The organism is Geodermatophilus sp. SYSU D00708 (assembly GCF_054050115.1).
Window position 1 is genome coordinate 14,980 of sequence record NZ_JBJGYS010000033.1, and the last position, 11,768, is coordinate 26,747.

The following is an 11,768-nucleotide window of genomic DNA, read 5'->3' on the forward strand; positions in this document are numbered from 1 at the left end:
GAGGTGCCCGTGCGGCGGCTCGTCGTCGTCCTGGGGGTGCTGACGCTGCTGCTGCTCGCGGGCGGCCCGGCGCTCGCCGTCCCCCCGTTCCGGCTCGACCAGCCGGTCGTCGACCAGGTCGGCGCGCTCGACGGGGACTCCTCGCGGGTCGAGGACGCGCTGGACCGGCTGCGGGCCGAGGACGGCACCCAGCTGTGGGTCGCCTTCGTCGACTCCTTCGACGGCGCCTCCGGGCAGCAGTGGGCCGACGACGCCGCGGTCGCGTCCCAGCTGGGCACGACCGACGTGCTGTTCGCCGTCGCCGTGGACGACCGCGCGTACGGCCTGTCGGTGGACGAGGGCTTCCGGCTGTCGGACGACGAGCTCGACGACCTGCTGGCCACCGACGTCGAGCCGGCGCTCTCCGACGGGGACTGGGCCGGCGCGGTCGTCGCGCTCGCCGACGGCCTGGGCGGGTCCGGCGGCGGGGTCCCCACGGGGCTGCTGGTCGCCGGCGGGGTGGTCGTCGTGGGGGGCGGCGCGCTGCTGGTGGCCCGCTCCCGCCGGAAGCGCCGGACGGCGGCACCGGGCCCCGGCCCGGCGGACCCGCACGCCGGCGTCCCCACCGAGCAGCTGCAGTTCCGCGCGAGCACCGCGCTGCTGGAGCTCGACGAGCAGGTGCAGGCCTCGCAGCTCGACCTGGACTTCGCCCGCACCCAGTACGGCCCCGAGGCGGTGACCGGCTTCGACGAGGCGCTGGCGCAGTCCCGCGCCGAGCTGGCGCGGGCGTTCACCCTGCGGCAGCAGCTGGACGACGAGTTGGGTGGGCGGGGGACCGGCACGGACGAGCCGGCGAAGCGGCGGCTGCTCACCGAGATCCTGGCCCTGGTCGAGGCCGCCGACGCCCGGCTGGACGCCCAGGCCGCGGCCTTCGCGCAGCTGCGCGACCTGGAGCGCACCGCGCCGCAGGTGCTCGACGCCCTCGAGCCGCGGATCGCCGAGCTGCGCGGGCGGCTGCCGGCCGACGAGCAGCGGCTGCGGGACCTGCAGCAGCGGTACGCCGCGGCGGCGCTGGCCCCGGTCGCGGACAACGTGGCGCAGGCGCAGGACCGGCTGACCGCCGCCCAGGCCGAGGTCGCGGAGGCCCGCGCGGACCTGGCCGCCGGGCAGCCCGGCGCCGCGGTGAGCGACGTCCGCGCCGCCGAGGACGCCGTCGCGCAGACGCAGACACTGCTCGATGCGATCGGGCGGCTGGCCGCCGACCTCGACGCCGCCGCCGTGCGGGTGGCCGCGGCCCGGACCGAGACCGAGGAGGACCTGGCCGAGGCGCGGGCGCTGGTCGCCGCCGGGGACCGCTCCGGCCTGGAGCCGCAGATCGCCCGCGCGGAGGCGGCGCTGACGGCGGTCGGGGCCGCGCTGTCGCCGCCGGACGGCCGACCCGACCCGCTGGCCGCCCTCCGCGGGCTGGAGGAGGCCGACGCCGCGCTGGAGGAGGCGCTGCGGACGGCGCGCGACGCGCAGGCGCAGGCCCGGCGGGCCGCGGCCGCCCTCGACCAGGCCCTGCTCGCGGCGCGCTCGGGCATCACCGCGGCGAGCGACTTCATCAGCACCCGCCGCGGCGCGGTCGGGCCGGAGGCGCGCACCCGGCTGGCCGAGGCCCAGCGGCACCTCGACGCCGCCGTCGCCTCGGGGCAGGGCGACCCCGTCGGCGCGCTCCGGGAGGCGCAACAGGCGAGCGCGCTGGCCCAGCAGGCGCTCGCCTCGGCGCAGGGCGACGTCTCGTCGTGGGGGAGCGGCGGCGGGGGCTTCGGCGGGTACCCGCCGGGCGGCTTCGGGGGCGGGCGTCCCGTGGGGGGCGGCGTGGACCTGGGCAGCCTGGTGCTCGGCGGCATCCTCTTCGGCGGCGGCGGCGGCGGCGGCGGCGGCGTCGGCGGGGGCGGCGGGTCGCGTGGCGGCTACCGCAGCAGCGGCTTCGGCGGAGGCGGCCGCCGCTCCGGGGGCGGCACCCGCCGGTCCAGCGGCGGGGGACGGCGGTCCGGTGGCGGCCGGCGCGGGGGCGGCGGGCGCTTCTGAACCCCGTCCGGGAACCGCGGGGAACCGCCGTCCGTGCCTAGAGTCCGGACGTCCTGACGGGCGTCCCAGTACACCGGAGGTCCCACGTGCGCCGCCTGACGATCGTCATGGCTCTCCTCACCGCGCTGCTGCTCGCCGGGTCGCCGGCGCTGGCCTCACCGCCGACCGGGCTCGCCGAGCAGGTCAGCGACGAGGCGGGCGTCCTGGGCGGGGACGCGGCAGCCGTCGAGAGTGCCGTGGACGACCTGGAGCAGCAGACCGGCACCCGGCTGTTCGCGGTGTTCGTCGACAGCTTCGACGGCGTCGACCGCTCCACGTGGGCCCGCGAGACCGCGCAGCGGTCCGGGCTGGGCGCCGACGACGTGCTGCTGGCCGTGGCCGTCGACGACCGGCGGTACGGCGTGCACTACGGCGACTCCATCGACGCCTCACAGCTGCAGGCCGTGCTGGACGACGACGTCGAGCCGCGGCTGTCCCAGGGCGACTGGGCCGGCGCGGTCACCGCGCTCGCCGACGGGCTGGCCGGCGGGGGAACCTCGACCTCGGCGTCCTCAGGCGGTTCGAGCGGCTCCGGGGCGCTGACCCTGGCCGTCGTCCTCGGCCTGCTGCTCGTCGGCGGCGGGCTGTACCTCTTCTCGCGCCGTCGGCGGCGGGCTCCGCAGCGGGAGCTCGCCGCGGCGCCGACGCGGCTGCCGCAGCGCGACCCGCACGCCGGCGTCCCCACCGAGCAGCTCAACTACCGGGGCAGCACCGCCCTGCTGGAGCTCGACGAGCAGGTGCGCGGGGCCCAGGTGGACCTCGACTACGCCCGGACGCACTTCGGCGAGGACGCCGTGCCGGGGCTGGCCGAGGCCCTGGACCGCTCGCGGGCCGAGCTGGCCCGGGCGTTCACCATCCGGCAGGAGCTCGACGACGAGATCCCCGAGGACGAGCCGACCCAGCGCCGCATGCTGACCGAGCTCCTGTCGCTCACCGACGCGGCCGGGCAGCGGCTGCGCGAGCAGGCCGCGGCGCTCGAGGAGCTCCGCGAGCGCGAGCGCACCGCCGGGCAGGCCGCCGAGGAGCTCGGCCGCCGGATCGAGCAGCTGCAGCAGCGGCTGCCCGAGGAGGAGCAGCGACTGGCCGACCTGCAGGGCCGCTACGCCGCGTCGGCCGTGGCGTCGGTGGCGGAGAACGTCGCGGAGGCGGGGGTGCGGCTGGCGGCCGCCACCCGGGAGGTCGAGCTGGCCCGGCAGGACCAGGAGTCCGGACTGGCCGGTCGCTCCGTGGGGCGGCTGCGCGGCGCGGAGAACGCGGTGGGGCAGAGCGGCACGCTGCTCGACGCGATCGCCCGCCTCGCCGGCGACCTCGCCGCCGCCGAGCAGCGGGTGCCGGCCGCGCGGGCCGACATCGAGGAGGACCTCGCCGAGGCCCGGGCGATGCTCGCCGCCGGCAGCCGCAGCGACCTGCGCCCGCAGGTGGCCCGCGCCGAGGCCGCGCTGGCCTCCGCCGAGGGCGCGCTCTCCCGCGCCGACGGCGCGCTGCCCGACCCGCTCGCCGCGCTGCGCCGGCTGGAGGAGGCCGACATCGCCCTCGAGCAGGCGCTGCAGACCGCCCGCGACGAGCGCACGCGCGCCCGCCGCGCCGCGGAGGCACTCGACCAGGCGCTGCTCACCGCCCGCTCGGCGGTGGCCGCGGCCGGGGACTTCATCGGCACCCGCCGCGGCGCGGTCGGCAGCACGGCCCGCACCCGGCTGGCGGAGGCCGAGCGGTACCTGGCGTCGGCGGAGCGGCAGGGTGGCCAGGACCCCGCGTCCGCGCTGCGGTCGGCGCAGACCGCCGACCGGCTCGCCCAGCAGGCGCTGGCCGAGGCCGAGGCCGACGTCCGGCGGTGGTCGCAGCAGACCGGGTACGCCGGCTACGGAGGACACGGCGGCAACTGGGGCGGCTACGGGGGTGGCTGGGGCGGCGGTGGCTACCGGCGCGGCGGGGGCATCAGCCCGCTCGGCGCGGGGCTGGGCGGGTTGCTGCTCGGCGGCCTGATCTTCGGTGACCACGACGGCGGCGACCTCGGCGGCGGTGACTGGGCGGCCGGGGACTTCGGCGGTGGGGACTTCGGCGGCGACTTCGGCGGCGGTGAATTCTGAGGGAAGCGCTCGCCGGGGTCTGGGAACTGTCGGACCCGGGTGGAACGGTGTCCTCCCCCACGGACGAGGAGGACACATGCCCACTCGGAACACCCCCTGGCCGGCCGGCACCCCCTGCTGGGTCGACTACGGCGCCGCGGACATCGACGCCGCCAAGGACTTCTACGGCCGGTTGTTCGGCTGGGAGTACGAGGGCGGGGACCCGGAGTACGGCGGCTACCTGAACGCCCACCGGAACGGGCAGCCGGCCGCCGGCATGGGCCCGCTGATGAACCCCGGCGACTCACCGAGCTGGACGACGTACTTCGCCACCGACGACTCCCAGGCGACGGCCACCCGCATCCGCGAGGCCGGCGGCACGGTGGTCGTCGAGCCGATGGAGGTCGGGCCGATGGGCACGATGACCATCGCGGTCGACCCGCAGGGCAACGCGTTCGGCTTGTGGCAGTCCGGCACCCACACCGGCTACCGGATCTACAACGAGCCCGGGTCCCTGGTGTGGAACGAGGCGGCGGTCGACGACCCGGAGGCGGCGCGGCGGTTCTACTCCGCCGTCTTCGGGTTCACCTTCGACGCGGTCCCCATGGACGGCGAGATGGACTACACGACCTTCGCCACCGGTGGGAACCCGCTGGGCGGCCTGGGCAGCCACCAGCCCGGCTCGCCCAAGGGCTGGACGACGTGCTTCTCGGTGGCCTCCACCGATGACGCCGTCGCGGCCGTCGAGGCCGCGGGGGGCAAGGTCACCATGGCCGCGACGGACACCGAGTTCGGCCGCTTCGCCGTCCTCGAGGACCCCTGGGGTGCGCCCTTCTCGGTGATGCAGGTGCCGTCGGAGAGCTGACGAAGGACCCCAGAAGGACCCCGTCCTCCCCACAGCTCGCAAGCTCGCGGCGGTGCCCTGGACGGGGCCATCGACCCTTCGCAGGCTCAGGACGGGACCCGGGACGGGCCGGTGGCGGGTGCGTGGAGGGCGCGCCCGCCACCGGGTCGGGGCCGTCAGGCGCGCAGCTGGCCGTAGGTGTGCTCGGGACGGAAGCGGACCACCAGCCGGCGGTCGGCGACCATGGCCGCGCGGTACTCGTCCCAGTTCTCGTGCTCGCCGGAGACGCCGCGGTAGTAGGCGACGAGCTCGTCGACCGTGGCGTCGTCGGGATCGGCGGCGACCGGCGTCAGTTCCGCGGTGCCCTCCACGGCAGCCCACGACCAGAAGTCCTGCGACGACACGTGCAGGGTGACCCGCGGGTCGATCCGCAGGTTGCGGGTCTTGGCGCGGTCGTCGGTCACCGACACCCGGAACAGCCGGGCCTCGGGGTCGTAGGCGTAGCCGACGTTGGACAGCTGCGGCCGGCCGTCGCGCTTGACGGTGGCCAGCACCCCCCACCGGTGCTCGGCGAGGAAGTCCAGCAGGCGGGGGTCCACGGTCTCGGCCATGCCCGCACCAACACCGTCCCGCCGCCGGTTGTGCCCGGGCGGGCGGCCCGTGTCCCGGTGTGGGACCGGTGCCCGCGGGGGAGTGCAGGGGCATGAGCGACGAGCAGCGGACCGGCAGCGTGCTGGTGACCGGGGCGGGCGGCGTGATCGGTGCGCACGCGGCGGCGGAGTACGCGCGGCGACCGGGCTGGCGGGTCCGGGGGGTCAGCCGCCGCACGCCGCGGCAGGCCACCTGGGAGCACCTCGCGGTCGACCTCGGCGACGCGGACAGCGCCCGCACGGGGCTGGCCGGGCTCGGCGACGTCACCCACCTGGTGTTCGGCGCCTACGCCGAGCGGCCCACCGCGCGGGAGCTCTCCGAGGTCAACGTCGGGCTCCTGCGCCACACCCTCGACGCCCTCGCCGCCGCGGGGGCGCCGCTGGAGCACGTGACCCTCTACCAGGGCGGCAAGGCCTACGGCGCCCACATGGGCTTCTTCAACACCCCGGCCAAGGAGCGGGACCCGCGGATCGTCCAGCCGAACTTCTACTACGACCAGGAGGACCTCCTCCGCCAGGTCGCCGGGGAGCGCGGGTTCCGGCTCACCGTCTTCCGGCCCGAGGGCGTCATCGGCTACGCCGTCGGCAACCCGATGAACCTGCTCATGGTGATCGCCGTGTACGTCGCGATCACCCGGGAGCTCGGCCAGCCGCTGCGGTTCCCGGGCAGCCTGGCCGCCTACGACGCGCTCTACCAGGTGACCGACGCCGAACTGCTCGCCCGCGCGACCGTGTGGGCGGGCGGCGAGCCGCGGGCCGACGGCGAGGTCTACAACGTCACCAACGGCGACCAGGTGCGGTGGCGGCACCTGTTCCCGGCGTTCGCCCGCCACTTCGGCATCGACCACGCCGAGCCGCAGCCGGTCCCGCTGCCCGACGCCATGGCCGACCGGCGGGAGGTCTGGGAGCGGCTGACCGCCCGGCACGACCTCGTGCCCACGCCCTACGAGGACCTGGTGCGCTGGGAGTTCGGCGAGTTCATCTTCCGGTCCGGCTTCGACAACGTCAGCTCCACGGTCAAGCTGCGCCAGGCCGGCTTCGCCGACTGCCTCGACACCGAGGACCGCTTCCTCGAGCTGTTCGACCGGCTCGCCGCCGAGCGGGTCATCCCGCCGCTGCGGTAGGACCCGTCAGCGCTCGCGGCCGCGCGCCTTGAGCGGCACCGGCGGCAGCGGCGGGGCCGGCAGCCGGTCGCCGTCGTAGCCGACGACCACGCCGAACCGCTCGTCCTCGTCGTTCCACCGCTGCGCGTACTCGATGATCTCCTCGCCGCTCCGGCCGACGAAGTTCCACCACATGACGATGCGCTCCTCGAACGGCTCACCGCCGAGCAGCAGCAGCCGGGCCGCCTCGGCCGCCCGCAGCCGCACCGTGCGCCGCCCGGTGCCGAGGTAGAGCATCGCCCCGTGCCCCAGGGGTGCGCCCTCCACCTCGACGGAGCCGGAGTTGGCCAGCACCGCGTACTCGAAGTCCGGCTCCAGCGGCAGCTCGACGTCGGCGCCGGCGGTGAGGTCGAGGTCGGCGCCGACCAGCGGGGTGTGGGCGGTGCCGGGGGAGGTGACCCCGCCGAGCGAACCCATGAGCACGGTCGCGGAGACCCCGTCGGAGGTGAACCCGGGCAGCGCGGTGTGGTGGTCGAAGGCCGGCGCCACCTCGCGGGCGGCGTCGGGCAGCGCCACCCACAGCTGGGCGCCGTGCAGGAACCGGGGGTGCGGGGCCGGGGACTGCTCGGAGTGCGCGATGCCGTGGCCGGCGGTCATCAGCGCCAGCTCGCCAGGGTGGATGCGGGCGTCGCTGCCCAGCGAGTCGCGGTGGTGGACCTCGCCCTCGAGCAGCCACGAGACGGTCTGCAGGCCGGTGTGCGGGTGCGGCGCCACCTGCATGCCCGGCGAGGAGCTGACGTCGTCCGGGCCGTAGTGGTCGACGAACGCCCACGCCCCGACCAGCCGCCGGCCCAGCGTGGGCAGCAGCCGGCGGACGCGGGTGCTCTCCCCGAGCTGCACCTCCTTGCCGGGCAGCAGGTCCAGGACCGGGCCGGCGGGGGTGTCGGCCAGCCCGCCCAGCTCACGGGCGGGCGGACGACGGTCGAGGTTGCTCATGGCGCGGACCTCCGGACTGCGGGTGGGATCGGTGGGGTCACGAGGGTTCCGGCGCGGTCGGGCAGCGCAGCGCGTCGAGGTCCCAGCCGGCCCGCCGCGCCCCGGCGAGGTAGGCGCTCTCCAGGAACTCCAGGACGACGGCCCGGGGGTCGGCCACGGTCCGCACGTCCTCGTAGGGCAGCAGCGCCAGGTGCGCGCCGCGGCTGTCGATCCACCGCGCCGCGGCCGGCCGCAGCGGCTCCTCGACCAGCCCGGCCGGCTCGGGCGCGGTGTAGGAGTAGAACGCCGGCTCGGGCACGTTGTCGTCGCCGAACCAGAAGCCGGCGCTGATCACCTCGTGCGAGTAGGCCTCGCGGGTGACCGGGTCGACGTCCGCCGGCTGCTCCACCCGCCGGTCGGAGAACCGGGTCACCGCGATGTCGAAGGTGTGCCAGAAGTGGTGCACCGGGCTGGTCTTGGCGTAGCTGCGCCCGGCGAACTCCTCCAGCACCTGCGCCACCTGGCCCAGCACCAGCCAGTAGCGGGTCACGAGGTCGCGGTCGTAGGCGGCGTGGTGCTCGTCCTCGGCGAACGGGGTGCGGTCGGCCAGGTCGTACGGGACCGGGAGGTCCACGGTGGCGGGCAGGCCCAGCCCCGACAGGGTGTCCAGCAGCCGACGGTAGAAGGCCGCCACGCTCAGCCCCGGCAGCGGGAACGACGCCCGCCGTCCGTCGGCGACGCTCACCTCCAGCCGGTGGTCGACCAGGTCCAGGTCGACGGCGAAGACCGGGTCGAAGCCCATCGGCCGCGTGGTGAGACCCCGGCCGGTGAGGTGGAACGGGATGTGCCACCAGTGGTTGCGCCGCGGCGCGTTGGCCAGCCGGAGCTTGCCGACGACCTGCAGGAACCGGTGCACGGTCTCCTTGGTGTCGGCCCAGTCGGCCAGCGGCATGGGTGGGAAGACGGACACGAAGGGCTCCTCCCTCGCGGTACCGGTGACGGTCAGCATGCAGCCGTCGGCGGCGGCGCGGTAGCCGCCGCCGACGGTCGGTCAGGGCGTCGTCACTGGCCGGTCTCCCCGCGCACTCCCGCGTGCGGGACTCGCTGCGCGGGGATCGTGCCGAGCCGGCCGGCCTGGAAGTCGGTGAACGCGTCGACGACCTCCTGACGGGTGTTCATGACGAACGGCCCGTACATGGCGATCGGCTCGCGGATCGGCGCGCCGCCGAGGACCACGACGTCCAGCGCCGGGGTCCGCGACTCCTGGTGGACCGCGCCGTGCACGGTGACGGTGTCGCCGGGGCCGAGGACGGCCAGCTGACCGGTGCGGACCGGAGCCCGGTCGATGCCCACCGATCCGGCGCCGGAGAGGACGTAGACCAGCGCGTTGAAGTCCGGCCGCCAGGGCAGGTCGAGGGTGGCGCCGGGGGAGACGGTGGCGTGCACCATCGCCATGGGCGTGTACGTGGACCCGGGCCCCCGGTGGCCACCGACGTCCCCGGCGATGACCCGCAGGAGGGCACCGGCGTCGGGGCTGGCCAGCAGCACCGACTCGTGGGCCCGCAGGTCCTGGTAGCGCGGCTCGACCCACTTCTGCGCGCGGGGCAGGTTCACCCACAGCTGCAGGCCGTGGAACAGCCCGCCGCTGACCACCAGGTGCTCCGGCGGCCGCTCGATGTGCAGCACGCCGCCGCCGGCGGTCATCCACTGGGTGTCGCCGTTGCTGATCGTGCCGCCGCCCCCGTGGGAGTCGGCGTGCTCGAAGGTGCCGTCGATGATGTAGGTGACGGTCTCGAAGCCGCGGTGCGGGTGCCAGGAGGTGCCCTTGGGCTCGCCCGGCGCGTACTCGACCTCGCCCATCTGGTCCATGTGGAGGAACGGGTCCAGGTCGCGCAGGTCGACCCCGGCGAAGGCGCGGCGCACCGGGAAGCCCTCGCCCTCGAAGCCCGACGGCGCGGTCGTCACCGAGCGGACCCGCCGGCGCACCGTGCGGGGCGCGGGCACGGGGACGCGGGGCAGGGCGGTGGTGTCCTCGACGGTCACGGCAGGCATGCCGGCCTCCTTGGTTGAGGGCTCAACTAGTGGCGACTGTAGCGCCGGAGGGGGCGATTGTCTTCCCGCCCGCCCGCGGCCCTGCGTGGCCCTACGGGAGGGGCGAGGGTCGAACGGGGGCGGAGTCGGCCGTGGGGCCGGGTTTGGACGGCGACGGCGGCGGTCAGGCTCCGACCGTGGACGACGACGCCCGCCGGCCGGGGTGCCCGAAGCGGATGGTCTTCGGCCCGTGTGGCGGCGTCCGGGACGACGAGCGCTGCGAGGTCGCCGAGCACCGCTGCGTCTTCGTGGCCGAGCCGGCCCCCCCGTGGGACCCCGTGCACCCGGAACCGGCGCCGCCCCCGCCGGGCAGCCTCCTCGACAGGGCGCGCCGGGGCCCCGTCGTCCTCACCGACCTGTCCGTCCCGCCGTTCGACCCGGTCGCGCTGCGCCGCGTCGTCGGCGTCCTCGCGCCGGTGTCCGACGGCCTGCTCGCCGGCGAGCACGCCAACCGCCCCGACCTGCCGCCCACCCTGCTCGCGGCGGAGGTGCGGGACGCCGGCGGCCGGCCGTGGACGACGCTGGCCTGCCGCGACCGCAACCGCGTGGTGCTCGAGCAGGAGCTGGCCGGGTTGGCCGCGGTCGGTGTCGACGCGGTCCTCTGCGTGACCGGCGACGCCCGCGGCCCCGGCGTCCGGCCCGGCGCCACCCAGGTCTTCGACCTCGACGGACCGCGGCTGGCCGCGCTGGCCGCCGCGGCCGGGCTGCCGGTGGCCGTGCCGGAGTCCCCGGCCGCCCCGCCGGTCGCCGACCGCCCCGGACGGGTGGCCGCCAAGCAGCGGGCCGGGGCCCAGGTGTGCGTGCTCAACCATGTCCGCACGCCGGCGGAGGTGGCGGCGTTCGTCGCTGCCGCCCGGGCCGTCGGCGCGACCCTGCCGTTCGTCGCCGCGGTCGCCGTCTACACCGACGAGCGCTCGGCGCGGGTGCTGCAGCGCTTCCCCGGCCTGCACGTCGACGACGCGACGGTCGAGTCCGTCCTCGCCGCCCCCGACTCGCGGGCGGCCGGCATCGCCGCCGCGGTGGCGGAGGCGCGGGCGCTGCTGGCCGTCCCCGGCGTCGTCGGCGTCAACCTCTCCGGCCTGGCCTCGGCGGCCGGGGAGGACGACGGCGCCCGGGTCAAGGCCGAGGTGGCCACCGCGATCAGGGAGAGTGCCGCATGACCGAGCTCGAGAGCGCTGCGATGGAGTCGGAGTTCGGCACCGTCGCCGGCTGGACCGAGGAGGCGGTGCGGGCGCTGGGCCCGGAGCACGCCGTCCCGGCCGGGTGCCGCGGCAGCGGCAGCGAGGGCGCGCTGCGCTGGCTGGCCGACCGGCTCGCGCTCGCCGACGGCAGTCGGGTGCTCGACGACGGCGCCGGGGTCGGCGGGCCCGCGGGCTGGCTGGCCGCCGAGCGCGGGGTGCGCCCGGTCTGCGCCGAGCCGATGTCCGCGGCGGCGCGGGCGGCCTCCCGGCTGTTCGGCCTGCCGTCGGTGGCCGCGGTGGCCCAGGCGCTGCCCTTCCCGGACGCCGCGTTCGACGCCGCCTGGTGCCTGGGGGTGCTGTGCACGACGTCGGACAAGGCCGGCGCGCTGGGCGAGCTGCGCCGGGTGCTGCGCCCCGGCGGGCGGGTGGGGCTGCTGGTCTTCGTCGCCGACCGCCCGCTGCCGCCACCGCTGCCGGAGGGCAACGAGTTCCCGACGCCCGGCGAGCTGGCCGACGCACTCGACGCCGCCGGGCTGCGGCTGCTGGAGACCGCGGACGCCGACCTCGGCGACAGCCCTCCGGAGTGGTCCGAGCGGGCCGACGCCGTGGACGCCGAGGTGGCCCGCCGGCACGGGGACGACCCGCGCTGGCGGGAGGCGCAGGAGCAGTCCCGCCGGGTCGGCCGGCTGCTGTCCCAGGGCGCGCTGCGCGCCTGGCTGGGGATCGCCGAGGCGGTGTAGCGGACGACACGGTCCGCGGATCACGGC

General features: G+C 76.8%; 10 protein-coding genes. 6 read left to right on the forward strand and 4 right to left on the reverse strand.

Annotated elements, in window-relative coordinates:
- Window positions 1–9 precede the first annotated feature (9 nt).
- From ACI79D_RS21345 to ACI79D_RS21355, 3 genes are all read left to right on the forward strand, one after another.
- Window positions 10–2,052 (forward strand): TPM domain-containing protein, encoded by a 2,043-nt coding sequence (locus tag ACI79D_RS21345; RefSeq protein WP_456920506.1) that lies wholly within the window; start codon window positions 10–12, stop codon window positions 2,050–2,052.
- 86 nt (window positions 2,053–2,138) lie between these two features.
- Window positions 2,139–4,178 (forward strand): TPM domain-containing protein, encoded by a 2,040-nt coding sequence (locus ACI79D_RS21350; RefSeq protein ID WP_456920508.1) that lies wholly within the window; start codon window positions 2,139–2,141, stop codon window positions 4,176–4,178.
- Window positions 4,179–4,254: 76 nt separating this feature from the next.
- A complete protein-coding gene (locus tag ACI79D_RS21355) occupies window positions 4,255–5,022 on the forward strand; it encodes a VOC family protein (protein WP_456920509.1) in 768 nt (255 codons plus the stop codon).
- Window positions 5,023–5,177: 155 nt separating this feature from the next.
- Here ACI79D_RS21355 and ACI79D_RS21360 read toward each other — a convergent pair whose 3' ends face one another.
- Window positions 5,178–5,612: a PPOX class F420-dependent oxidoreductase gene (locus tag ACI79D_RS21360; protein WP_456920510.1), complete on the reverse strand. Its 435-nt coding sequence runs from the start codon at window positions 5,610–5,612 to the stop codon at window positions 5,178–5,180.
- 92 nt (window positions 5,613–5,704) lie between these two features.
- Between ACI79D_RS21360 and ACI79D_RS21365 the strand changes: the two genes are divergently transcribed.
- The gene (locus tag ACI79D_RS21365) at window positions 5,705–6,775 is read left to right on the forward strand and encodes an SDR family oxidoreductase (RefSeq protein ID WP_456920511.1); all 1,071 of its coding nucleotides are present in this window, start codon (window positions 5,705–5,707) and stop codon (window positions 6,773–6,775) included.
- A 6-nt stretch (window positions 6,776–6,781) separates the two neighbouring features.
- Here ACI79D_RS21365 and ACI79D_RS21370 read toward each other — a convergent pair whose 3' ends face one another.
- From ACI79D_RS21370 to ACI79D_RS21380, 3 genes are all read right to left on the reverse strand, one after another.
- Window positions 6,782–7,750 carry a pirin family protein gene (locus ACI79D_RS21370; RefSeq protein ID WP_456920512.1) on the reverse strand — a complete coding sequence of 323 codons (969 nt, stop codon included), beginning with the start codon at window positions 7,748–7,750 and terminating at the stop codon, window positions 6,782–6,784.
- A gap of 37 nt (window positions 7,751–7,787) precedes the next feature.
- Window positions 7,788–8,699: a DUF5996 family protein gene (locus ACI79D_RS21375; protein WP_456920513.1), complete on the reverse strand. Its 912-nt coding sequence runs from the start codon at window positions 8,697–8,699 to the stop codon at window positions 7,788–7,790.
- Between the two features lie 92 nt (window positions 8,700–8,791).
- Entirely contained in the window at window positions 8,792–9,781 is a 990-nt protein-coding gene (locus ACI79D_RS21380; RefSeq protein WP_456920514.1) for a pirin family protein, read from the reverse strand.
- 176 nt (window positions 9,782–9,957) lie between these two features.
- Between ACI79D_RS21380 and ACI79D_RS21385 the strand changes: the two genes are divergently transcribed.
- Complete coding sequence (locus ACI79D_RS21385; RefSeq protein ID WP_456920515.1) at window positions 9,958–10,980, forward strand: methylenetetrahydrofolate reductase C-terminal domain-containing protein; 1,023 nt, start codon at window positions 9,958–9,960, stop codon at window positions 10,978–10,980.
- Window positions 10,977–11,741 (forward strand): class I SAM-dependent methyltransferase, encoded by a 765-nt coding sequence (locus tag ACI79D_RS21390; RefSeq protein WP_456920516.1) that lies wholly within the window; start codon window positions 10,977–10,979, stop codon window positions 11,739–11,741. The genes ACI79D_RS21385 and ACI79D_RS21390 overlap by 4 nt, the downstream gene beginning before the upstream one ends.
- The last annotated feature ends 27 nt before the right edge of the window (window positions 11,742–11,768 follow it).

Coding starts and splice junctions, on each gene's coding strand:
- ACI79D_RS21355 (WP_456920509.1), top strand. CDS start 4,255: ATGCCCACTCGGAACACCCCCTGGCCGGCCGGCACCCCCTGCTGGGTC.
- ACI79D_RS21360 (WP_456920510.1), bottom strand. CDS start 5,612: ATGGCCGAGACCGTGGACCCCCGCCTGCTGGACTTCCTCGCCGAGCAC.
- ACI79D_RS21365 (WP_456920511.1), top strand. CDS start 5,705: ATGAGCGACGAGCAGCGGACCGGCAGCGTGCTGGTGACCGGGGCGGGC.
- ACI79D_RS21370 (WP_456920512.1), bottom strand. CDS start 7,750: ATGAGCAACCTCGACCGTCGTCCGCCCGCCCGTGAGCTGGGCGGGCTG.
- ACI79D_RS21380 (WP_456920514.1), bottom strand. CDS start 9,781: ATGCCTGCCGTGACCGTCGAGGACACCACCGCCCTGCCCCGCGTCCCC.
- ACI79D_RS21390 (WP_456920516.1), top strand. CDS start 10,977: ATGACCGAGCTCGAGAGCGCTGCGATGGAGTCGGAGTTCGGCACCGTC.